The 24,995-nt window shown below is 41.1% G+C and carries 19 protein-coding genes; 4 read left to right on the forward strand and 15 right to left on the reverse strand.

Translation table 11 applies throughout. The features are described 5' to 3' along the window. Positions 1–253 precede the first annotated feature (253 nt). Positions 254–1,402, reverse strand: coding sequence for an adenosine deaminase (gene add / locus QQJ93_RS12260; protein WP_089123767.1), 1,149 nt, complete (start codon positions 1,400–1,402; stop codon positions 254–256). A gap of 297 nt (positions 1,403–1,699) precedes the next feature. Then, positions 1,700–2,683, reverse strand: a complete 984-nt coding sequence (gene trhO, locus QQJ93_RS12265) for an oxygen-dependent tRNA uridine(34) hydroxylase TrhO (RefSeq protein WP_089123768.1) — start codon at positions 2,681–2,683, stop codon at positions 1,700–1,702. Positions 2,684–2,935: 252 nt separating this feature from the next. On the opposite strand from trhO, the gene QQJ93_RS12270 reads away from it, so the two are divergent. Beyond that, positions 2,936–3,358 (forward strand): hypothetical protein, encoded by a 423-nt coding sequence (locus QQJ93_RS12270; RefSeq protein WP_089123769.1) that lies wholly within the window; start codon positions 2,936–2,938, stop codon positions 3,356–3,358. Between the two features lie 160 nt (positions 3,359–3,518). Here QQJ93_RS12270 and astE read toward each other — a convergent pair whose 3' ends face one another. The 7 genes from astE to slyA all read right to left on the reverse strand — a co-directional run bounded on the left by astE (position 3,519) and on the right by slyA (position 11,706). Then, positions 3,519–4,517: a succinylglutamate desuccinylase gene (gene astE, locus QQJ93_RS12275; protein WP_089123770.1), complete on the reverse strand. Its 999-nt coding sequence runs from the start codon at positions 4,515–4,517 to the stop codon at positions 3,519–3,521. A gap of 18 nt (positions 4,518–4,535) precedes the next feature. Further along, positions 4,536–5,876, reverse strand: a complete 1,341-nt coding sequence (astB, locus tag QQJ93_RS12280; RefSeq protein WP_089123771.1) for an N-succinylarginine dihydrolase — start codon at positions 5,874–5,876, stop codon at positions 4,536–4,538. 10 nt (positions 5,877–5,886) lie between these two features. After that, positions 5,887–7,359: a succinylglutamate-semialdehyde dehydrogenase gene (gene astD / locus QQJ93_RS12285; protein ID WP_089123772.1), complete on the reverse strand. Its 1,473-nt coding sequence runs from the start codon at positions 7,357–7,359 to the stop codon at positions 5,887–5,889. Next, positions 7,359–8,393 carry an arginine N-succinyltransferase gene (gene astA, locus QQJ93_RS12290; RefSeq protein WP_089123773.1) on the reverse strand — a complete coding sequence of 345 codons (1,035 nt, stop codon included), beginning with the start codon at positions 8,391–8,393 and terminating at the stop codon, positions 7,359–7,361. Before astA ends, astD begins: the two co-directional genes overlap by 1 nt. Positions 8,394–9,111: 718 nt before the next feature. Continuing rightward, positions 9,112–10,140: a DUF2955 domain-containing protein gene (locus QQJ93_RS12295; protein WP_089124510.1), complete on the reverse strand. Its 1,029-nt coding sequence runs from the start codon at positions 10,138–10,140 to the stop codon at positions 9,112–9,114. A gap of 14 nt (positions 10,141–10,154) precedes the next feature. Continuing rightward, entirely contained in the window at positions 10,155–11,213 is a 1,059-nt protein-coding gene (locus tag QQJ93_RS12300) for an HlyD family secretion protein (protein WP_089123774.1), read from the reverse strand. Between the two features lie 34 nt (positions 11,214–11,247). Further along, the gene (gene slyA / locus QQJ93_RS12305) at positions 11,248–11,706 is read right to left on the reverse strand and encodes a transcriptional regulator SlyA (RefSeq protein ID WP_089123775.1); all 459 of its coding nucleotides are present in this window, start codon (positions 11,704–11,706) and stop codon (positions 11,248–11,250) included. Between the two features lie 235 nt (positions 11,707–11,941). Between slyA and QQJ93_RS12310 the strand changes: the two genes are divergently transcribed. The 3 genes from QQJ93_RS12310 to QQJ93_RS12320 all read left to right on the forward strand — a co-directional run bounded on the left by QQJ93_RS12310 (position 11,942) and on the right by QQJ93_RS12320 (position 16,815). Beyond that, entirely contained in the window at positions 11,942–14,293 is a 2,352-nt protein-coding gene (locus tag QQJ93_RS12310) for a membrane-bound PQQ-dependent dehydrogenase, glucose/quinate/shikimate family (protein WP_089123776.1), read from the forward strand. 234 nt (positions 14,294–14,527) lie between these two features. Then, positions 14,528–14,674: a hypothetical protein gene (locus tag QQJ93_RS12315; RefSeq protein WP_284186090.1), complete on the forward strand. Its 147-nt coding sequence runs from the start codon at positions 14,528–14,530 to the stop codon at positions 14,672–14,674. Between the two features lie 113 nt (positions 14,675–14,787). After that, complete coding sequence (locus QQJ93_RS12320) at positions 14,788–16,815, forward strand: sensor domain-containing diguanylate cyclase (RefSeq protein WP_089123777.1); 2,028 nt, start codon at positions 14,788–14,790, stop codon at positions 16,813–16,815. 231 nt (positions 16,816–17,046) lie between these two features. Here QQJ93_RS12320 and QQJ93_RS12325 read toward each other — a convergent pair whose 3' ends face one another. From QQJ93_RS12325 to QQJ93_RS12350, 6 genes are all read right to left on the reverse strand, one after another. Further along, positions 17,047–18,066 (reverse strand): SEL1-like repeat protein, encoded by a 1,020-nt coding sequence (locus tag QQJ93_RS12325; RefSeq protein ID WP_089123778.1) that lies wholly within the window; start codon positions 18,064–18,066, stop codon positions 17,047–17,049. Then, positions 18,050–18,334: a type VI secretion system PAAR protein gene (locus QQJ93_RS12330; protein WP_089123779.1), complete on the reverse strand. Its 285-nt coding sequence runs from the start codon at positions 18,332–18,334 to the stop codon at positions 18,050–18,052. The genes QQJ93_RS12325 and QQJ93_RS12330 overlap by 17 nt, the downstream gene beginning before the upstream one ends. 234 nt (positions 18,335–18,568) lie before the next feature. Next, positions 18,569–19,720, reverse strand: coding sequence for a DUF2931 family protein (locus QQJ93_RS12335; RefSeq protein WP_284186100.1), 1,152 nt, complete (start codon positions 19,718–19,720; stop codon positions 18,569–18,571). Continuing rightward, the gene (locus tag QQJ93_RS12340) at positions 19,704–21,950 is read right to left on the reverse strand and encodes a phospholipase effector Tle1 domain-containing protein (protein ID WP_089123781.1); all 2,247 of its coding nucleotides are present in this window, start codon (positions 21,948–21,950) and stop codon (positions 19,704–19,706) included. The genes QQJ93_RS12335 and QQJ93_RS12340 overlap by 17 nt, the downstream gene beginning before the upstream one ends. Next, positions 21,950–22,735, reverse strand: a complete 786-nt coding sequence (locus tag QQJ93_RS12345) for a DUF4123 domain-containing protein (protein ID WP_089123782.1) — start codon at positions 22,733–22,735, stop codon at positions 21,950–21,952. Before QQJ93_RS12345 ends, QQJ93_RS12340 begins: the two co-directional genes overlap by 1 nt. Further along, complete coding sequence (locus tag QQJ93_RS12350; RefSeq protein ID WP_089123783.1) at positions 22,735–24,786, reverse strand: type VI secretion system Vgr family protein; 2,052 nt, start codon at positions 24,784–24,786, stop codon at positions 22,735–22,737. The genes QQJ93_RS12345 and QQJ93_RS12350 overlap by 1 nt, the downstream gene beginning before the upstream one ends. Between the last annotated feature and the right edge of the window lie 209 nt (positions 24,787–24,995).

The following is a 24,995-nucleotide window of genomic DNA, read 5'->3' on the forward strand; positions in this document are numbered from 1 at the left end:
TAGATGATGTCACTTGGCAGCAGAAGTCGATATAAGGGGAAGCGGGGATAGGGTTGGTTACGCCAAACTACTTTGAGGCACCAAATAAGTAACTCACATCAACCCTCCCCCCCCTCCCTTGGCTGTAAATCTTGCTGCCAAGTATTTTTCATTGGTAAAGGGAGGGAGTTATTTGTGATCGCAACCTTTTGGTCGAAGAGTTTATTACTCTCCGTGGGTTTTCATTACGTTTTTTATTATAGGTAACTTGGCATTACTTATAATGTAAACGATTTTGTAAGCGAGCTTTCAATGCACCATCAACTAAACCTGCTGCATGAACTTCTAAATCACGCCAATCTTGCTCAGTAAACGCTTGGTAGGTTTTATCAATTAAGCCTTGTTTCATTTCATCCGACACAAACGCCGCTTCTAAAGCACATAACGTAACATCTAATAATTCCACACGATTAAAGCCAAAGACCGTTTGTGCTATATGGTATTCCTTAGCGACATCTGTACCAAACAAACCCGCATCATCGGTATTAATCGACAAACGCACACCCTTTTCATACAAACGACGCAAAGGGTGATTATCGAGTTTTTGTTCAAACTCCGTGACCAAAATTCGGTTACTGGTTGGAGCAACTTCTAAGGTAATGTTTTCTGCAATCAGTTGCTCAATCAGAGCGTCATCTTTAATTGCTGCAATACCATGACCAATACGTTTTGCGCCAAACTTTAAGGCATCACGAATGCTTTCAGGGCCACGGATTTCACCTGCATGATAAGACTTAGGCAATGGGATATTGTCCACCAGCTCATGAACGTAGATGAAATCTTCAAATTCACCTGCCATCTCATTACCAGCAATATTGAAACCAGTGACAACTTCACGCGGGTTTTGCGCGATAAAGTCTACACTCAAATCAAGATGTTCTAGACTTAAATGTCGTACACCACAGCCTTGCAGACGTGTTTCTGTACCATATTCATCTTTTACTTCATTAATTGCACGTTCAATGCCATCCATAAATTCGTGGTATTTATCTGCGTTCAACGACACCGTGCCATTTTCATCTTCTTCACAACATAAATGAAAAGCAGATGTGATCATTTCACAGTAGATCATCCCTTGTTGTGCATTGCGACTCAGGTAGTCTTTCATGATCAAGTAGTAGTCATCAGCATCACGGACTAGATCAGCGACGACATCATAAGCTTTTACAAACTCACCAAAATCCGTTTCATCGTATTGATAACGGCCGTTCGGGAACTCAGCTTTATCATAAGCGCCATCGGCATAGAGAAAATCATCAGGCAATGACACTCCATGTTTTTTAGCCAAGATCAAAGCCATTTCAGGCGTTACAGAACCTTCAATATGTTCATGTAAAATTACTTTAGGAAGCGTAGTAGTCATGATGTTATCTCTATTGATTAATCTATTTTTCGCACCTTACCGTGCCATTTTATTAATGCAACTGTAGAGTATTAAAAGTTACGTACTGAAACACAGCAAACGTTTTCGGTACCGTTATTGAATATAGGTAAAAATCTAAGCTAGAGAACTTTCCTATTTTATTCCTAGGCTCATTTATCCTGTATCATAAAATAATTCTCTTCATGAACTTCATCTGCTAAGTCAAACTTACATTCAAGAAAAAAGCTCAGATGTTGCCACCTGAGCTTTCAAACAAGGGCTATTTACACTGTAAAATCAACGCTTAGATTGACGTTGTTCTGCTTTCTTCTGAAGCTTTAATTGACGCTTTTGCTCCATAAGCTTAACTGCATCACCGCCAACATGCTCTTCACCGCGTTGCTTTGCCAATTGAACTTGTTTTTCTCGTTCACGGAAGCGCTCAATTTGCTCATCAGAATGCGTACCAAAACATTTAGGGCAGCTTACGCCTTGCTCAAACTTCTCATTTTGTTTGTCTTCATCTGTGATCGGTAAACGACACGCATTACAAAGTTCATATTCACTTTTTTCTAATTGATGATTCACCGCCACTCGGCCGTCAAATACATAACAATCACCTTTCCATAAACTGTCTTCTTCAGGTACTTCTTCTAGATACTTTAGAATCCCACCTTCAAGGTGATAAACCTCATCAAAGCCTTGCTCTTTTAAATAAGCAGTCGATTTTTCACAACGAATACCACCAGTACAAAACATTGCAACTTTCTTATGTTTTTCCGGATCGAGGTTTTCTTTTACATAATCAGGGAATTCTCGGAAAGTCTCTGTATTAGGATTAACCGCACGTTCAAAGGTGCCGAGTTCGATTTCATAATCATTACGTGTATCCACTACAAAGACTTCAGGATCAGCAATTAAATTATTCCAATCTTGCGGCTTAACATAGGTTCCAACGACTTGTTTCGGATCGATCCCTTCAACGCCCATAGTGACAATTTCTTTCTTCAGCTTCACTTTAGAGCGATTGAAAGGCATTTCTTGGTGATAAGACTTTTTATAGTTAATGTCGGCTAAGCGAGCGTCTTGACCAAACCATGCTAATAAGGCATCAATCCCTTCACGAGAAGCTGCAACCGTGCCATTTATCCCTTCATGAGCCAATAATAACGTACCGCGAATGGCATGTTTTTCCATCAATTCTAATAATGGTGATTGCAGCGATTGATGATCCTTGAGCTCGACAAATTTATATAGAGCACAGACAACAAATTGACTCATGGAATTCCTTACGTAACAGATACAATTTGGCGCTATTGTACTTGAGAAAGATCGCGACAAATACTTACAATTTATAAGCCTATTAGGCAATTTTAACCACTTAAGTAAATTTGCCGTCATAAGTTGTTATAAACTCGTTAATTAACCTCGTACACTATCGTAATTATTTATAAATGAACTAGAGTTAATTGGTGTGCAACACAGTATTAAAAGAAAATGAATTTCTTATTTCCATTTCACTAAGGAGTGAATATGACTAAAACAAATTGGTTGAAACCATTCGCCATTGCCTCTTTTTTCGCACTAGCTCTTGCAGCTTGTGATAACAACTCAGCCGATAATGCAGAAGAAAACGTTGATACTGCCGTCGAACAAACCCAACAAATGGCTGACGATGCAGGACAACAAATGGATGAAATGGCAACTGATGTACAAGAGTCAGCATCTGAAGCTTCTGATCAAATGGGTGAGCAACTAGACCAAGCTGGCGATGCAATGTCTGATCAAGCCGATGCGGCTGCCGATAAAGTTGATGAAATGAGCAATGACATGTCCGATCATGCCAATGACGCTCAAGATTCAATGGATGACATGGCAACGGATGCAGGTAACGCGATTGAAGATAAATGTGAAGACATTAAAGAAGGCGTTAACGCTGAAGATACAGATTGTTAATCACTCTCAAGTGAACCTATTATTTTAAATCCCCCCTAGGGATCAAAAAGCCACTGTATGCTGTATTTAGCATCAGTGGCTTTTTTATACCCAAGTCTCTTATTTTATAACCAAGTGACTTATTTATAACCAAGTCACTTAGCGATAAAGATCGCGACTATTAATGGAAAATGACATCTTGCTCAATTTCCACCAACATCAACCCCGCTCTTAAACCCGGTCTTACTTTAGGATTTGGAAACAATACCCACTCTGTCGGCTGTTGTACTCGGTAGGTTGTATCTCGATCAACGGCTAATATTTCATCTTGCTCGAAAGCGGTAAAGTTTTTCACATCATCGCTAAAGTTCATGGTAAAGCTTTCAGATAACTTGGTTAATTGTTGGGAAACTTGGTACACCTTTAGCTTTGCGGTAGTCGATGATGGCGGTAAACCTTGGCTTACCAACTGCCTTAACCCATTATTGATACCTTCAAATTGTGATAAGTCGTTTTGCCCAAAGGGTTTGGCTTTTCCCAACTCTAAAGTACAACTATCTGCCCTACAGTGCTCGCTTGAATAATAAGAGAATGTGGCACTCGGCTCTTGATTTAATACAATGGCTTCGACTCCCGAACACGACAACCAATCACACACTTTTTGGCTATATTGCCCACTATCTTTATAGGGTAATAGTGCAAAGCGAACATGATGTGATTCTCGAATAGCGGTATGCAAATCAAAATGAAGTTTGCGACCTTTGCTCGATTCAAAAAACTGTGCCGTTAACGCTTCAAGTTGCTCCGCTCTTAACGTTTCAGCGCACGGTGGGTAATTTTTATGATGTTGGCTAAATAAACGATTCATATCGATATCGTTGTAACGCTCACCATTACCCATTGCTTCTGGGTTACCCAACATTATCATCAGTTTCACATTGAGTTTCAGCCGACTGTTGAGCAAATCGCCCACTAGTTGATCGAGCAATTCTATCGGTGCAGTTTCGTTACCATGCACACCGGCCGATAATAAAACATGCTCTAGCTGATTTATCTCACCTTGATTTGGCTCAATGACCATTACACCATGATCAAGCCAATACCAATTAATGTCCCCTATCGTTCCGCTAGTGATAAGAGGCGCTTGTTGCTTTAAGGTACTTGCAAGAAAGTTATCCATCACACTCACATCCTCATATTACTGCTGAAATGGATAAATACTGCCTAGTGCGAGAATTTGCGTCAGCTCATCTAATGCTTGACGGTTTTCATTCAGCAATTGTGGATCAGCTAAATCGGCTTCGAGTAGTCGGTCTCGATAAAAACGCTCTACCCAAGTATTTAACGTATTAAACAACTCATCATTCATTAATACTTGTGGAGTCACGGCTTGCAGTTCGGCTTCAGTTAACACTACTCGCTGACGCAAACACGCCGGCCCTCCTCCATTACGCATACTTTCACGCAAATCGAACACTTTCACTTCATCAATTGGTCCATTCGAACTGATCAATTCAGTGAGGTAATTCCACACATTGGTGTTTTGACGAGACTCTTCTGGCACGACTAACATCATCTTGCCGTTCGATTTAGTTAATAACTGGCTATTAAAAAGGTAGGTACTGACGGCATCTTGTACCGAAACTTGCTCTGTAGGCACTTGGATTGAAATAAACTCGGTTTGTTGTAATGACAATTTTTGTTTAATTTCATCAAAAGCCGCAGTCTGATTCAAAAAAGCCTGATCATGATGAAAGAGTACGTTGCCATTACTGACGGCAATAACATCATTATGAAAAACGCCTTGATCAATAACCTCTGGGTTTTGCTGTACAAATACCGTTTGTTTCTCGGATAAACCATGCAATCTTGCAACTGCTTGGCTAGCTTCTAAAGTCTGTCTTGCAGGATAACGAGTCGGCTCTACTTGACCACCGTAGGCTTGCCTACCATAAACAAAGACTTCAACACCTTTCGCGCCGTATTCACTACATAATCGATTATGGTTAGCTGCACCTTCGTCTCCCATTACCGACTGCTGCGGCAAAGCATCGTGATGCGCAAAGTATTGTTCGTTATTAAACATCGCCCGAAGTGTGGCACTGGTGGTATCCGCTTCGATCGCGCGGTGAAATTTATTATTGAGATTAGCGGCCGTAAAATGCGCTCGGCCATCTGCCGTATCGACAGACGGAGACATAGTGGCGGCATTGGCAGTCCACATGGAAGATGCAGAACTTACTGCCGACAATAATTTAGGCGCTTGTTTAGCTACATTGGCAAGAATTTGTTCATCGGATCCGCTAAACCCCAACTGTCTTAAAACCGGGATATGCGGACGCTCTTGTGGTGGTAATACGCCTTGCTTAAACCCCATATCACTCAAGGCTTTCATTTTTAACAAGCCTTGTTGAGCGGCCAGTTTAGGGTTAGAGACTGCACTTTGGTTACTGGTTGAGGCCACATTACCAAATGACAAACCTGCATAGTGATGAGTCAGCCCCACCAAACCATCAAAATTGACTTCATAAGCTTTCATATCAACGTCCTTACCCAAATGTTAAACCAGGAGATAATTGTTCAGGTAAAGCAATGTTGTCACTTTCAAGTGATGCCATTGGCCATGCACAATAATCCGCTGCGTAATAAGCACTTGGACGATGATTCCCCGATGCCCCTGTTCCACCAAATGGCGCAGCACTTGAAGCTCCAGTTAACGGCTTGTTCCAATTAACAATCCCTGCACGAGATTCAATTAATAATTGCTCATAATGATCTCGATTTGGTGAAATTAATCCCATTGATAGACCATAACGTGTGCTATTGGCGATCTGCAGTGCTTGATCAAAAGTTTGATAACGAATAATCGTCAGTAGTGGGCCGAAATGTTCTTCATCTGCAATCCCTTCTACACCGGTAATTTCCATGATCCCCGGAGTCAACAGTGCAGCTTGGTCATCGACTTGCGTCATTTCTAGTAACGAGGTGGCACCTTTCTTTAGTAGATCTTGCTGAGCCGCGAGTAATTGTTTCGCCGCATGCAGAGAAATCACACTCCCCATAAACGGCGCAGGTTCGGCATTCCATTCCCCAACACCAATGTCTTTACTCACTTCAACTAAGCGCTTAATAAAGGCATCCCCTTGCGTGCCTTCTTTCACCAGTAAGCGACGTGCACAGGTACAACGTTGACCTGCCGAAATAAAGGCCGATTGAATCGTTAAATGCACCGCCGCATCCATATCTTCAATGTCTTCAACAATCAGCGCATTGTTACCGCCCATTTCGAGGGCCAATACTTTCTCTGGTTGACCGGCCAATTGGCGGTGTAAGTGATAACCCGTATTCGCACTACCAGTAAATAACAAACCGTCAGTACCATTATGTGAGGCTAAAGCTTCACCGGTCGTTCTACCACCTTGTACTAGGTTAATGACCCCATCAGGTAACCCCGCTTTTACCCACAGTTTCAAGGTTTCTTCAGCAGTCCAAGGCGTAAGCTCACTTGGCTTAAACACAATAGTATTGCCGGCTAACAATGCCGGAACAATATGCCCATTCGGCAAGTGTCCTGGGAAGTTATAAGGTCCAAATACGGCTAGTACACCATGCGGACGATGGCGCAGTACTGCTTGTCCGTCTGGCATATCAGTCGATTTTTCACCGGTTCTTTCATGGTAAGCTTTTAGTGAAATAGCCACTTTACCGATCATAGCGCCGACTTCGGTTAAGGTTTCCCAATATGGTTTGCCAGTTTCTTGTGAGATGACTTCGGCTAAGTGTTGTTTGTTTTCACCCAGTAATTGAGAAAAGGTTTCTAACAACTCAACACGCTTCTCAAGTGGTGTTCTCGCCCAACTAGGGAAAGCAGTTCGCGCGGCATTAATGGCTTTATCTACATCCTGAGCGGTCGCTTCTTGGCCTTGCCAAATCACCGCATTATTCGCAGGGTTGGTTTTATCAAATGATTGACCCGTTGCATTACACCATTGGCCATTAATGAATAGATTTGGATGAGACATTACGAATTCTCCTTTGGAAATAAAGTGACTGCGCGGATCACATCACCCGCTTTTACGCCGAGTGCTTCTGCGGCGTGGGAAGGAATACAAATAGCTTGTTCTTCAAATGAAACTTGCCCTAATACGGCTCGGTAATTTAAGAAATCTTGATTAGCGAGCAAGTAAACCGAACTATCTTGCGATATCGTTGGAGATTGAATAGAAACAGGCCACAACTCACTCTCTCTCACCGCTCGAATATCTTCAATTCGCGCCTCTAAGGTTGGGCCTGCATCGAAGATATCCACACAACCTTCATATTTCATACCTTCACTATTTAATATAGCGGCAGCCGGTTCAGTTTGAGGATGTACTTTACCAACGACGTCTTGCGCTTCTTGGGTTAAGAATTCAACATACATAGGGTGTTTTGGCATAAGCTCAGCAATAAAGGCTTTCTTGCCCATACCAGAGAGATGATCGGCTTCTGCAAAATCCATACTGAAGAAATGTCGACCTAGACTTTCCCAAAATGGTGAGCGGCCTTGCTCATCAGAATAGCCTCGCATTTCAGCAATTAATTTGTCAGAAAAGCGGTCTTGAAAATTCGCCATAAACAGAAAGCGAGCTTTAGATAAAAGGTAACCATTTTGGCTGTGACGGTAGTCAGGATCTAAAAAAAGCGTACACAGTTCACTGTAGCCGGTATGGTCATTACTTAGGAAAAGCGTTGGCATGCTACGATAAACACCCAACTTTTTAGAGGCATGTACTGTCGTGCCTACCCGGTAATTATACCAAGGTTCATCAAGGCCAATGGCAACTTCAATGCCACTCACCCCCACGACCTTGTTAAGTTCAGTATCTTCTAAAACAAACAAGTAACCTTGCTCTTCAAGCTGAGCATGTTGATGCCAAGTACTAAGCATGCGTTCAATTCGTTGCTCAACTCGTTCTTCATTTTGCGGTAGTGAAGTAAAACCAACCCCCGTTTTGCTAGCAAGCTCTACAATTGCGGCTCGGTCTTCCAATCTGACCGGTCGAATTATCATCATATTAATATCCTTGTACTGCCAAAATTCCATTTATATACCCAAGTGACTTCAAGGTGCAGAATTCAGAGCTATCATCCAAGTCTTTAAACAAGGAAGATTCGCGTAGGAATGTAAGCACCTTTCAAACGAATCTGACGCAGAGTAAAGGCTTGGATGAAGCTCCCAAAGGGCAAGTTAAAACAAGCTTTATGCTGCGTTAAATTGAACAGAGATAGAATGACTATGATCATATTCAATTTGCCTTGCCTAAAACTTGTTTTAATCTTGCTGAAACTCGCACCTTGAAGTTACTTGGGTATACAATTGTTCTATTTCTTAGTGTTGCTACTTTTATTCTCTCTGTGCCCAAACGCCTAATTAGTCACAAATGTCGCATAAAGAATCAAATTGCAAAATATACTATCTACAAATCCATTATTTGCAGAATTTTAAACATATTTATAACATCTTTTATAAACAGAAGAACTAGCAAAACATGATCGAAAACACAGATCAAAACTTTATATTTTTAGGCACCAAAGAGACAAGGAACGAATACGGAAAGGAAAAATAGATATTAATTTACAATAAATGAATAAGATTTCGCTTTATGGCATTTAAAGACAAACTTAGCAGAAAAGCTTGTCTTTATTGGAAATCATTCAGTAAATAAGCGAGCAAAGAGCGCTCAACAAACAAAGAAAATCACACAAGGCTCTGGATATAGGCAGTTAAAATGTTATGCACCAAAGCGTGTCGCTTCAAAACGATTTAAAAACTTATGTAAGAAAAAGCACACCATTAAAGTGATCACAATCGCCACGCCAATACTACTCATTCGATATAACGCGCTGAATATCAAATCACCATTGGGGCTTAAATACTGGCCAAATAAAATCCCTAATGTCGTCATTGCGCCAAAACCTGCACCAGAACCACTTGCCTCTTTGACATGAGCTTGGCTAAAAATCATCAAGCCAATCCAAAGAAGCGGCACCACGAAAATCAGCATGTTCGACCAATCATATAAAATAACTTGGACGGCAATCCCAAAAGTCACACCTAGAATAGTTCCTATTGCCCGCTTACGTGCATAACCTAACATTCCATCCCAATTCATAGGAAACAATAAGAGTAAGCTCGTTGCTTGAGCCGACATTGAATCTTGTAAGTCGAGGACTTGAAAAACAATAAATGACAAGGTTGCCATGATTGATCCTAACAAGGCTTCATGGCGCATACGATTGGCATTTTTTTCAACCGCAGGCCTTGCTGCTCTAGGTTCGACATCAGGCCACAAGTGCATCATTAAATAGGCGATCATCAACGAAGTGCAAGATGAAACGATATTATCTGAAATCAACACTTCAATATTGGTAGTCGGAAAGCTAGCAAAGTGAAGCATGATACTTAGGTTGATAACTCCAGTAGCGCCAAATAAAAATAAGCTACCTTTGCTCATAGCCATAAAACGATAGAGGAACATCAAAAAAGCCATCAGCGTCATCATAGCGGGGCGATCTCCAAGCATGCCAGCGATCAACCCAACTTCAACGGCAGAAACACAAGCAGAAGCCAAAACCTGACGCACCACATGCATATTGACCTGGGGAATAAGGCCTAATAATAAAATCGGTGTGACGGTATAAAACACCCCATTTTGCCAACCGAATAATTTGCAAATCAAAAAGCCTAATGTTGCGCCAGTGGCTATCCGCAAACATTGCCTAACATCATTAGCGTTTAATGGATGATGACGAAGTAACAACATACTCACCGCCCCTAATAAACGTAATGCAAGAAACTGATGAATTTAATTTGAGCCTTAGCCAATAACGCAAAGAAACCATTATCAGGAATCAATTGAACCGTGGTTCGAGCCCCTGCTGCTGCGGGAAAGTCCAATGGATTCACCAGTTTCAAATGCAAACGTAAACGTTGAGCATCTCGTACCCATCGGTCTGAAGACGTAGGAGTAGCTAACTGACCATTCGCATCAAACTGACCAGAACTCACCCCAGCATCAATACTTTCTACTATGGCATCAAATAACTGCCCCGGACGGCCATCAAAAGCCACAATCGCATGATCGCCTTGATGAGTATAAGCAATATTTTTTTCACGGAAATCGGCAATAATATCCACTTTTTGTGACACCAAAGCCAATGCAGGGCTGCCTGCACTTTTAAAACTACCTTCCTGCAAATGCAAGTTAGTGACTAGGCCACCTTTCTCCGCTATTACTTGAGTATAAGAAAGATTTAATTCCGCTTGTTTTAGATGATTTTTAGCCTGACGAATACTTAAATTTTCTTCACCATCCAGACCACGGCTGACTTTAATTTTTTCAAGCTCTGCTCTTGCAGCAAGTAAATTGGATCGTGCCGATTTGGCATTACTAACGGCCTGATCTCGCTCTTGCTGTGATACGCCATGATTTTTCAATAAATTAACCATACGTTTAGCTTCACGATTTCTCTGCTCACTGATGCTCTCAGCGGCATGAACATTTGCTTTCGCGGCTTCAAGTGCCGCATCTAATTCTTGGTTGTTTTGTTTGGCTTGTTCTAGTGATAAACGCGCTTCATCGACCGCTAACTGAAAAGGTGAAGAATCAATTTCAAATAACACATCCCCTTCTTTTACCGTCTGATTATTATAAACATTCACATGCTCAATACGCCCACTGACTTGCGGAGCCACTTTGACAATCGAGCGTGTCGCCATCGACTCAGTGGTTACTGGCATTTTTAAATCGGCAACTAAGAAATAAATGAAGATGAAGGCAAAGCCAAACATGGCGATACGCACAAGGCGTGCAAACTGTTGATCTGGGGACATAACACTCTCTAATTTGTTAAGTAGTATTTTACTCTCACTCTTTTAACTGCTCTAACGCATTACGACTAATCTGCTCAACCACAAATTCAAACTCTTGTAATTGCTGCTCAGAAAGCCCTGATAATACTTTTTTACGGACATCGAAAATTCTAGTCTCCATCTGCTTCAAGATGGTTTCCCCCTCCTTAGTCAAACAAACTAAACGGGCTCGTTTATCATTTGGACAGGTCTTGCGAATAATCAGTTGCTGTTGCTCTAATTGGTTAAGCGTTCTCATCAATGAGGACAACTCTATTTCTAACCCTTCAGCTAAACATTTTTGACTAATGCAATCACCAAGTTGACGCAACTTCCATAAAGCACTCCACCTAGGATGAGTCAATCCTAGAGGGCTTAATTCGGCATCAGCAACCATTCGCCATAACCGAGTTAAACGGCCTAATCTCTCGGCAAGAGGTAAGTTTTGGAGATGTTGTGTATCAGAAGAATTCATAGCATTCATACCGAGTTAGATAAATCGCAATTTAGTTAGCAGGCTAAGCAATTGGTACAGCATTATAATTATTTAGCATGCTAAGTAAAGTCTTCGTGTTCTTTTCTTTATAAAAAAGCAACATTTAATCTACATTATAATTATTAGCTGTTGACATAAGTCACATTTAGTTACACTTTGTAATATATAAGCGTGAGCTATTTATCGCTTTCTTAATCACAGGGAGTTTGTTTCTATGACGTTTTTCTCGCTGCTGTTCATCTTGGTTGGCTTATGTCTCACTATTGGTGGTGCATGGCTAGTTTCATTAGGTGGCAGTTTTTATTATTTAATCGCAGGGCTTGCATTACTTGCATCTGGTGTATCTATTTGGCAAAAAAAGCGCACAGCCTCACACTACATTTACGCAATATTTTTACTATTCACGACCTTATGGGCTTTATTAGAATCAGGAATTGATTGGTGGCCATTAGCAACGCGGATGGGACTACCACTATTACTGGCAATTCCATTATTGGTGACATTTAAGAAAGCTAACCGCCCTTCAACGCTTTCTCTTTTAGTTATTTGGGTTATTAGTAGTGTGATTACTCTAGGTTCAATCTTTAACACCACTCACGATGTTAGAGGAGACTTATCCACTGAGGTTATCAATTCAAATCCAGATATGGGTGGAATCAGTGATGATGCGTGGACAAGTTATGGTAGAAATAACTATGGTCAGCGTTATTCTCCACTGGACCAAATTACACCTGAAAATGTTGCTCAACTTGAACCTGCATGGCAAATCCAAACCGGCGATGTAAAAGGCCCTAATGACGTAGGTGAAACCACCTATCAAGCGACGCCTCTTAAAATCGGTAATACACTGTATCTCTGCACGCCTCATAATTGGCTCGTGGCATTAGATGCCGATACGGGTAAAAAACAATGGATTTTTGATGCCAAAGTGCCAGCAGAAAGTCAGCGTCAGCACCAAACGTGTCGCGGTGTATCTTATTTACCAGCTCAAGACTCATCAGAAAGTATGACAGTAGCGGCACAAACACCGAATATGAGTACACAAGATTTGCCAAGTACTCAATGTGATGCCCAGCTATTCTTACCAACTTCAGATGCACGATTGATCGCCATCGATCCTAAAACAGGTGCTCGTTGTAGTAACTTTGCAAAAGATGGCGTACTCGATCTCATGGCAAATATGCCATATAAACAAGATGGCTATTACTACTCAACTTCACCACCTATTGTGACTAACGGAGTGGTTGTAGTTGCAGGTGCGGTCAATGATAACTATGACATCAACTCACCATCTGGCGTTATCCGCGCTTACGATGATAAAACCGGTAAGCTCATTTGGAATTGGGATTCCGCCAACCCAGATGACACGGCACCCATTGGTGAAGGTGAAACTTATTCAGTCAGCTCACCAAATAGCTGGTCAGTCGCCAGTGCGGATGAAAAACTTGGGTTAATTTATTTCCCAATGGGTAATCGGACTCCGGATCAACTTGGTATGTACCGAAATGAGAGTGAAGAGAAATACTCCAGTTCAGTCGTTGCCCTTGATGCAAAAACTGGCCAAGCTAAATGGGTACAACAATTTGTTCACCATGATTTATGGGATATGGATACGCCAGCCCAGCCAAGCTTAATCGATCTCCACACAAAAGACGGAATACAACCTGGTTTGGTGGTTCCAACGAAACAAGGTGATGTTTATGTATTAAATCGAGCAACCGGTGAACCAATTCAGCCTATTACTGAAAAGCCTGCACCACAAGGTGCAATGAAAGGTGACTTCGCATCGAAGACTCAACCAGTTTCGGCGCTTAGCTTTAACCCACCAGCATTAACGGAATCAAACATGTGGGGCGCAACCTTGATTGACCAGATGATTTGCCGAATTCAATTCAAATCATTGCGTTATGAAGGTCGTTACACGCCACCATCGGAACAAGGTACCATTGTTTATCCCGGTAACTTTGGCGTATTCAACTGGGGCGGGATTGCTGTCGATCCTAAACGTCAAGTGATGTTTGGTATGCCACTTAACCTCGCCTTCGTTTCTACCGTAGTAGATAAAAAAGCAGCTGGTTTCTCAGAAGAAGGCAGTAACACTGGTGAACATGGTGTTAATGCTAACCACGGCGCACCTTATGCCGTTGAGCTAAAACCATTTCTATCTCCATTAGGTGTGCCTTGCCAGCAACCCCCTTGGGGCTATGTTGCCGGTGCGAACTTGGTAACGGGTAAAACCGCATGGCAGCATAAAAATGGAACCATCTATGATATGACCCCTCTCCCACTACCAATCAAAATGGGTGTACCGGGAATTGGTGGGCCAATTATTACTGGTGGTGGCGTCGCATTCTTAGGCGCATCGGTTGATAATTACCTCCGTGCTTACGATCTCACATCCGGTAAAGAGCTATGGAAAGGTCGACTCCCTGCCGGTGGGCAAGCAACTCCAATGACTTATCTAAATAATAAAGGTGAGCAAATGGTGGTGATTGTTGCTGGTGGGCATGGCTCTATAGGAACAAAACCGGGAGATTATGTACTTGCTTACAAATTAGCAAATTAAGCTTCATCGTAAACTCGAGTTAACTAACCATTAAGCAACCTCCGGGTTGCTTATTTTTTGCCTATATTTACACCAATAACCATAAAATATGAATAAATAGATAACTATTCTTCATTCATTTCATATTCTTTAGTTAATAGTCTCCAGAAATTCAGGTACATTTATATACCCAAGTAACTTCAAGATGCGAGTTTCAGCAAGAATAAAACAAACTTTAGGCAAGGCAAATTGAATATGATCATAGTTATTCTATCTCTACTCAATTTAACGCGGCATAAAGCTTGTTTTAACTTGCCCTTCGGGAGCTTCATTCAAACCTTTATGCCGCGTCAGATTGGTTTGAAAGGTGCTTACATTCCTTCGCCAATCTTTCTTGCCTAAAGGTTTGGATGATAGCTCTGAATTCTGCACCTTGAAGTCACTTGGGTATATACTCAAGCAACATCAATATGCAAAACTTACTTAAGATCAATGATTAAAGGATATAATCAGCCGTGCAGGAACATTCATTTACACTGCTTCATAAACCACTAGATCCCAAGCAAACTCCAAAAAAGATCTGGCGCAGATTCACTTGGATGTGGCCCTGTTTACTTTTCATTTCGGCAATTGCTAGCTACTTCTTATATAAAAATTACACTCATAAACTAGAAGAACAGATTCTACGTGGAGAGAGTAGTTTCATTAGCACTACCACACAGTTGCTACAGAAAGAAATTCAGCAGCAGATGATGATCTTGCAAATGACGTCAAAATCAAAAGTTCTGTCACAGTACTTTTTGGCGACGACAGAAGCAGAACGAGCGGCATACCGCCAACAAGTTGAAGCTTTATTCATCAATCTTGCTAATACCTTCCAAAGCCATGATCAGATCCGCTTAATCAGCCTAAATGGTCAAGAACTAGCAAAAACTTTATACAATCCAAAATTTGAACAAAGTATTGCTTCTAATGATTTACAAGACGTATCAAATACTCATTATTTCAAAGCAGCTCAAACGCTCCAACCAAATGAAGCCTACATCTCTAAAATGGAACTCAGCTTATATAAAGGCGAATTAGAAAAGCCTTATAAGCCTATTTTAAGATTTGCGAGCCCAGTACTTGATAATAATGGAAATAAAGTTGGCATATTAATGATCAACTATCTCGCACAAGACTTTCTTAACAGTTTTAGCAGTCGCTCTAAAAGCGATATTACTAGTCATGCAATGCTCACTGATAATCAAGGTTTTTGGTTAAACCATTACAACCCTCAATTAGAATGGGGACGAGAATTCGATCAATTAGAAAAAAACATAAAAAATAAGCATCCTACAGTATGGCAAAAAATTCAAAACCATCGTTCAGGCTCACTGCATACTGATGAGGGATTATTTCGTTTTCAATCCATCGAACCATTTGATTTTGAAGACATTCATTTCTTTCCTGCTGTTAAACGCTTAACAATAACTCCCGAGTCAATCGATAATTCCCATTGGAAACTCGTACTATTTATTCCCAATGATTTAATACACAAAGCATCCTTTTTTTATCAGCCTTTAGGCATAGGGTTAATTACCAGTGCTTTGATTCTCATATCGGTACTTTTATATTTATCAATTAGCTTATATGAGCAAAAGCGCTATCAACGTGAATACAACAAAAGAGCGACCTTAGAACTAACTGATCTCTATGAAAATGCACCATGTGGCTACAATACTCTTGATAAGAAAGGATATATTAAACGAGTTAACAGCACTCTGGCCGAATGGCTTGGCTATAAAAAATTAGAGTTATTAAATCACCATTTTAGTGATTTTTTAACCGATGACAGCAAACTATTATTCAACAACTTAATTGAAGATTTGAACACGAAACCGCAAGTAGAAGGCGTTACTTTAGAATTAATATGCAAAAATGGCCGTAGCTTCCACGTTTCTTTATCAGCGAGTGGTGTCAAAGATCGCAATCGCTTAGTCGTTGCAAGAACCACCGTTTTCAATATTTCTGACCGTGTAAAATTAGAAAAGCGATTGGAGAAAATTGCTAATACTGACTCCCTGACAGGAATTCATAATCGCCGTTACTTTTTCGAACAAGCGGAATACTTTTTCCCACCTCACACATCAGAAGCTCATATGCTCTCTGCATTAATGTTTGATATTGATTACTTTAAAAATATCAATGACACATATGGTCATAAAGCTGGTGACCTTGTGCTGCAAAGTTTCACCCAAGCTTTACAGGAAAACATTGAGGAAGGTGACATTTTTGCAAGAATGGGAGGAGAAGAATTTGCCATTTTATGTCGCTTAAATTCAACGCAAGCAACCGTCGATAAAGCTGAAAAATTACGCCAGGTTATTGAAGATCTCACTATCAAAATCAACGATAAAATAAGCCTTTCTATCACCGTTTCAATTGGCTGCTGTCATCAACGAGCAGATAAAAGTGACATTGATCAACTCATGCATCAAGCCGATATCGCACTGTATCAAGCAAAAATTGCAGGTAGAAATAGAATTGCTTTACATCAATAAAACATGGTACTCATTCAAATATAGGCAGTCTGAATGAATAGCATGCCATTAAGGTATACCCAAGTGACTTCAAGATGAAGCTCCCGAAGGGCAAGTTAAAACAAGCTTTATGCGGCGTTAAATTGAACAGATATAGAATAACTATGATCATATTCAATTTGCCTTGCCTAAAGCTTGTTTTATTCTTGCTGAAACTCGCATCTTGAAGTTACTTGGGTATATATCAATTACTCAAAATTTCTTGAAAAAATAGCGATCCATATAAACAAATTTCACACTATCTAACTTAGAAAGAGTTAGAGTTTCATGCTGATTACGCTCAGTTTCCGTTAGCTTTTCAAATGCTCGGTCATAGTTAACTTTTGCTTTACGATACGTCGAGCCCATACGATCTTGCCCTGCAAACGTTAAATATAAACTGAGATACTCTAAGCCTAGCCTTTCATCAAGAAACTCTGTATAACCTTCATCAGAATATCCTAATAAGATATTTCCCATTGATGCTAGAGACAATAAATCACCTTGCTGTAATAATCTCACCCGCCATTGATAAGCCGTTTTATAATCACCCTCTAGTTCATAATTTTTGATCAACTGTCTATAAGCGGGAATGTAACTTTTGTTTGCCGCTTTTGCTAACCAGTTATTCATCTCTTTAAAACGATTAGACTGAAAGAAAAAAAAGCCCTCTCCTTTTTGTAACTTAAGCGCTTGTTCATACATGGCTAATGGTTGCTCAGCCTTTAAAGCTTGTTCAAAATATCTTTCGGCTTTTTCTTCATCGCCACCATAATCTTGGTTATAAAACTGATAAAGATAAAAATCAGCCTCATTAGGTTCGATTTTTGCAAATTCTAATAACGACTCTAAATAACGTTGTTTCCATTCAGCCTGTTCAGCACGACTCAGTAACTCTGGTTGGCTATAAAGCTCAAGCATTGCTGGGCGATAACCACTTTCGGCTGCTTCTAGTAAATGTTGAACTGCCACAGGTTGATAACGTGATGATGGGTGGTAGGTTAATAAGCTAATCGCATACAAATACTGGGCATTCATATTCCCTTCTTCTGCCGCATATTGAAGGTACCCTCTTGCTTCTTTATCTTTAAACTGAGCTCTCAATAACTCACCTTTTTCAACAGCGGCCTTTGGTGTCAGTTGATCAATATCGAGTGGCTGCTGAGCAACTGCGCCAAAAGAACACAAGATTGAAAATAAAATACTGGCACCCAATCTAACCAATGTTAACACTTGAACCTCCAATAATAACGCCACCACAATCTACGGCATCTCCCACTCTTACGGCAGGTTTTCCATCAATCATAACGGTCGAAGAACCACCTTTTATCACCCTAGGATGTATTGGATTTTTAGGTTTATCGTGTGGCGTAAGTGGATCACCTTGCCTCGCCACCGCTTTACCATCAATTTTGACTGTTGGTGATCCTGCAATAATTGGTGTAGCAGGAAAACCATCATGATCAGAGCCTAGATCTCCGATTAACGCTGCATTGGGCATAGAGTCTCCTTATGGTTTAAATTTTCAATAATGCCACCTTGTGTTGCATCATCATCCAAACCATTTAGCAATATCCATACCAAAAATAAAAACCATTAAAATCAGCAGTTTATTTTTTTCCTTATTTAAGGTAGGCAAAAACTTGCCAGTGAATTGGCAAGTTTTTGCCTACCTAAGAAGATAAGTATTGCCTGTTTAAAGTTTTCACCTTCGACAGTAAGATTGTGATGTTGCTTACTGGCACATCTGATCGACATATTGTTTAATCAAGGCTTGTCCCTGCTCGGACACTTTTAACTCTTTATACAACTTATCTAGCGGATAATCGGTTAATCCAACCAAACGACCGAGCACCCACGCTTGGGTATGGTCTTCATCTAAGCCTTGTTGTTTGGCTTCCTTCCATGCGTCATTGATGGTGCTGTCTAAGTTATCGACGGGATTGACTAGATGTGGACTGTATTCCCACAGTAATTGTAAAAAAGTAAATTGCGGTGATGAAGATTCCAGTTTGAACTGTGAATTGGGAACGGGTGGTTTGTTCTGCCAACAACGGTAAGTGATTGACTTAGGTTTCGGTGTAATAGGTTTTGGTCTTGGATTGATAAGATCACCTTGAGCGTTGTAGTCATCCAGAGAATAAACGTCAATATCCCCTTCTTGCCAATAGACTTTATGAACTTTATCCCAAGGAATTGGAAAGAGAGATTCACCTAACTCATTCGCTTGCTTTTGGCGATTAATAAATACACTAGACGAAACAGTTTTACCTTCAGCATAAAGTTTTTTATCTTGTAAATTTAATTTCGTCTTTATGTCTTTAAATGGTTTCAGTTCTCCTATATAAATGAAAGTATCACAACCTGAAAGCCACACCTTAGCATGTCCATTTGGTAATAGACCAAACATGAAATCATTCACATAACATGGTCTTCCCCAACTCCACTCTTTTTTCTTTAGCATTATATTTTTAATCTGTGGAGATAAGTTGAACTTAGTGACATAAAACTTTAAATCATGCATTGATGTCCAATGTATATACACTGAATCTGGCAGATGATTGGTACCTCCCATTTGGACACTGGAAAGAATAGTTAATGTATCTAAAGCAATACCGAAGCCATCATAATTTGAAATCCACGTATGTATGTTTTTTAGGCTATTTTTATTTGGCAATTGTGAATAACTGAACACATAAGATGTCCAATCTTCATCCTCGTTAATAGCATATGCTTTTTCTACATCTACATTATAAAAGCTCGGTGTCGTCACTCCTATACGCCACTTAGGTTTATCTTTGGGTACTTCCGGTACTTTGCTAAACGCGGCGCAAGGCAATGAAACTAAAGTTAATAGTAGCAACACTCGTTTACACTGTCGGATCATATTGTTCACGATCAAACGCTCCTTGTGAATTGGTATTCGGGTGGTTAGCAATGCCATCATCAGATGAATGATGAATCAGGTTATAACGCATAAAAGCGTCTAAAAATTCATTTGAGGATAAGTAAGTCGTTAATTCTGCAATGTTGCCTTGTTTGCTCATTTGCAATATGACATCGCACAATTTACCAAAGGTCATAGCTGGAGAGTTATTAACGCAACTAATCAACTCAGGCACTTTGTATTTATACTGTTTTGAATCAGACCATACAGAAACTGATGAGCCTTCTGGATATTCATTAAATGGCACCTGCATTGACTCTGCTAGACCATACATCACCCGTAAGTACAAACGCGATAAATCTCCTTGTACGAGACGTTGCAAAATTAATTCACCAATCGCCTGCTGGCGATCTCCTTTTGGGGAGATACTTTGTTTTATTTCAATCTTATAATCATCCGCGTTCCAACCTTGCGCCACTTCTTTCGCTAGCTCTTGCTGCAATGTCTTCTCAAGTTGCTGTTTGACGCTATCAAACTGAAACAGGCTAAAATCTCGCGAAATACGTTTAATTCGTTTGCGCTCAATCAGAGGTAGCAAGTATTCATTTTGATCAAAGGCATATTGTGAGTAATAACCACCACCCACATCCGAATGTGCGCCATACACCATAATTTCATGAAAGTTATCAGCAGAATTAAGTTTATTACTACTAAAATTATAACGGTATTCCGTTTTCGGAGAGGCGGTTAAATGTACTGCATGGCGTACCCGTTGTGGGTCCAACCACAAACGCACATTGCCATTATCTTGGTTATGTGGGGTAAAATCCAGTGAGCTAAAATCAGCAATTGCGGCCACGGTATCAAACAACCCGGCAAAGGTCACTTCGCAGTGCTCATTCTCATTCCAATCAAAACCCGCTTGCAACGCTAACTTATTTTGCTGGCACACTTCAACAAACTTTGGTACAAATTCACCTTGCTCGCCATCGAGCAACACATTAATAAAATGGCGGGCGGCAGCGGCCCCGCGACTAAAGCCAAATACATCCAATTCAATTTTGTTGATTCCATCAATTTTTATAGATGGAAGTTCTGGTTTTATTTGTTGTTCTAATGCTTGATTCACTTGTTCAATAGCTATACTTACTTTGGCTTCTACACCGTAGTCACCCAGCCCTAGAGCTTGACCACCAAGTACAGATTCATCGGCCTTAGCGATTTCTGTGCTATTACCTGTACCAATACCAGTAATGTATTCCGAGTGGTAAAATACGGTCTGTTCTTGATTAAATTCATTATTAAGGTAACGCTCATACAGCTTTTGAATGTTGGTCAGCTCGTTAGCCGCGCTGCTTTCCACTTTCTCATCATCTTCCCAAAACCAATAAAAGTCGTCTTGATTAGGGTAAGCATAACTGCGAGCTTGCCAGTCTTTAACCGGTAAATTGCCTTCTAGACTGCATAAGGATTGCCATTGGTTATAATAACCTTCTAACTGTTGCTTACCCCATTGAGCACTGTAAGTGTTATTGGCAGTGCCATCAAAGAACAGGCCAAATCGTAGTGTTATGTAGTTAAAACCTTGCACGCAAACCACATAGCATTTATCCGCTAGAAGATGACCACTAAAACTAGGATCATTGAGTGATAACGCTTGTTTCGTTTGATGACGTTCAGGAAGCGCCTCGGCATCAGCCGTTGATAACAAATCACCTGCGGTCATATTGACGCGTTGTCTCGTCGCTTCATGGTAACCGATGGAGTTTTGAGCGAGCCATTCATCTACTGGATCGCCTTGATATTGTTCATTAAGCTTTACCGTATCACCCACCACAATTAAATCAGGATCATCTTGATATTGTGGATTTAATTCCAATATCGCATTGAGTGTCATGCCATGTTGCCCAGCAATAGATGTTAAAGTATCGCCAACTTTAACGTTATGAATTTGATTCACGTTAGGATCCATTACAAATGGTCGTCGTTGCTGAGCTTGCTTAAGCCATAATGTCGGGTCTAGTTCGATTTGAATGCGGCCAGCGGTAATTCCGTCTAACCGAATTGGCTGATTATTCAAAGTGATAGTATATCGACGGCCTTTAGCGTCAATCAATGTCCCTTTGACGTTATCAAAATATTGGTTGCGTTCATCAACTACAATCAACTCAATCCAGTGATCAGTATTGGCACATTCAACGCAATGCGGGTTAACGCCTAGCATTCCCATTAAATTGTTCCCTTTTCTATTTCTTGTAATTCATCTAATTCATCACGAGTGAGCAACAAAGCCTGTGACAGTTCGGTATAAGACGTATTGGTGAGCTTAGAAAACTGAACTAAAGCGATGCTTTCTGCCTTATCGCTATTTGTGCCGTCATTGAGGGCTTGTTGTAATATTTCCTGAAAAAACACCAAAGGGTCTGGCAATGCATCGATTTTCTGGGGCAGCTTTTCCCACAGTTTGCTCACAATGGCCTTTGCGTGTTCATTCACTTTATATAGCGGCTCTAAATGCTGAGGTTGGATTTTCCACCATGTCTCTGAATACAGCTGATAATCCAATTGACTTGTGTTGTGATAAACGGCTAATTGTCCTTCTTGAAGACAAGTTAACTGTTGGCTATTACCTAAAAATGCATTGATTTCATCTTGAGTAAAGGTTGTAAGCATTGGCACTACCACCTTTGGGTCATAAAATCGAAACATCACTTCTTCGCCATCAAGAGCGGCATAAAGTAAGCTTCTTAAGTGTGTAACCACATTCCACATTGGCTCATGACTGACGAGCATGATTCCTTGATTAAACGTGTCACTATCTACATTCTGAAGCTCTGGTTGTATTGGAATAAGCCAAGGTGAATAAGGCATGACCTGTTTGAAGCTTTCACCATGAAATAATGGTAAAGCATCGGAAAAACCCAATTGATGGTTTTGCTTAATCGCTTGCTGGTGGATGTCGGCACTGACAAGCCAGTAGGCACGCTCTTGTCCAAAAAAGTAAGAGGCTAACATTATTGACCTCCTTTTAATGGACACGGCTTGATGGTGGCTTTATTAACAGTTTCCGCTTCTATAACAGAGTCAATCTCAATTGGGATCGCTGGTTGTGGTGGTTGTATTGGCTCAATGTCATTAGGCAACATTGGCGCGCTGCCACTATAAGTGCTAGCAGAGCCTGCACTTCCTCCAGAGTTGATATTCACACCAGCACCCACTAAATGAACCCCTGCCGCATCCACTTTTACAAAACTGCCACCAACTTTTAAAGTCACTTCTGAGCCAGCTTCAACGATCAGCTTCCCACCACTGGTTAAGCTCACTTCTTTTCCTGCTTCTATAACATGAATGGCGCCGATTTTCTGTTGTATTGAGCCAGTCGCTTCTTGAGATAAATGACCCGTCACTTTGCTACGACTTTCACCCTCTATCGTCAAATGATGATTATTTTTAACCTGAGTAAATTGGTCATTTTCAACCATTAGATGCTGGTCGTGATTTACATCGGTGATGTGGTCGTTGAGAGTTTCGGATTTAAAGTCCTTTTGCGCGTGAACATACACTTGCTCTGAGCCAGATTGGTCTTCAAAGCTGATTTCGTTAAAGCCTTCACCTTGGTGGGTTTCACTGCGCCATACGGTTTTGGTTTTATTACCCGGCAGTGTGTAAGGCGGCAGGTTTTGTGCGTTGAACGCACGGCCTGTCACAATCGGTTGGTCTGGGTCGCCATTTAAAAACGAAACAATGACTTCATGGCCAATTCTTGGAATGGCGATTTGTCCGTATTGACTACCAGCCCAGCCTTGTGAGACTTGAATCCAACATGAACTATGTTCATTGCCATTGGAATATCTATCCCACGGAAAATGCAGTTTCACTCGACCATATTCATCGCAGAAGATTTCTTCACCCTCTGGGCCAACCACGTAAGCGGTCATGGGACCGTCAACTTGTGGGCGAGTCATCTGTGGCATGCGCCAGGTTTTATCCGCTGGAATGGCGTCAAACTGGTTGGCGTAAGTCGTCGGTTTGCCGCCGGCGGATTCTTCGAGCGCTTGCGGTTGGTCGCCTTGATGAGTGCTGGCGATTATTAGCCAGTTTTTATTAAAGTTGTCATCACTGTGTTCGCTTAATTCAAACTTGGCGCCGCTTTGTAACTGTGGCTCATTCCCTTTGCCTTTGGCGGTATGAGCATGGCGTCGCAAGCTATCTAGACGTAGTTGATTGAATTCTTTACCAACTGCGTCATCTTTAAAGCGCCCCGGCGCGTCAAAGTGTTGATAGGTATCACGCTGATAATCCATATCATTGGCGACGGCCTGCTGACTAAAGGTGTACTGCGGTTTTTTAAAGCTACTATCACCGCTGTGCGCTTCACTGACTTCAAACTGAGTCGTCTTGCTGAATTCTTTTATATACGGCGTTGAACTAATGCCACTGGCCATCACGTTATAAGGCACAGGTGAGTCTAGTGAGGTAATGACTTGAGAGTCATCGGTAAACAAGACATTGTGTTTACCTTTGAACTGCTCAATGTGATAGACCATGCCTTCTTCAGCAGCAAGGCGGTTAATGAATTCAAGGTCCGTTTCACGATATTGCATGCAAAACTCACGTTGCTTTGGCGTGCGAGTTAATGCAAAGACAAAGCCTTGGATGTCCATTTCTTTAAATAAGGTGGCGATGATATCGGGCGCAGAAATGGATTGGAAAATGCGGCTGTTATGGCGCAAGGATAAACGCTCAATTTCAGGCACGAGAGTTAAAGAGTAAAAGGTATGGTGATGGCCGGTTTCGCCTTGGGTGAAGTTACGCACAATACCGTTAATTCGTTGCACTACTTCGCCGTCACGATGCATGACAAGCTCGGTTTTTTTGTCCACCATGTCTAAGGCGGTGAAATCCGGTCGGCGACTAGCAAGTTGGATGTCATAACGAAAACCATGGCACCAAGTACCATCAGCGTGTTGAACGGAAGAAAAGTTATCTTGCCCTTGGTAGCTTCTTACCACTAAATCTTCGTCATTGACGCCATCGACGAGAATACTAAAGTGTAGCGTAGCCATGCCCTATCCTTTTAATGTTTAACGCTTTACCGATTTGCTTTGTGCGCGAGCAATCCACCCAAACCCAAAGCAAACAAGTAAATATTGAAACGAAAAATAAACAGAAAAAGCTTGGCAGAAAACTGCCAAGCTCGAGTACCTAATCTATAGCCAAAGTAATTGGAGTTGCAGTGAGGCGACAAGTGAATGAACGCCGTCAACAAAGCTGC

It is taken from the genome of Vibrio algivorus, assembly GCF_030161215.1.
Classification (GTDB): domain Bacteria; phylum Pseudomonadota; class Gammaproteobacteria; order Enterobacterales; family Vibrionaceae; genus Vibrio; species Vibrio algivorus.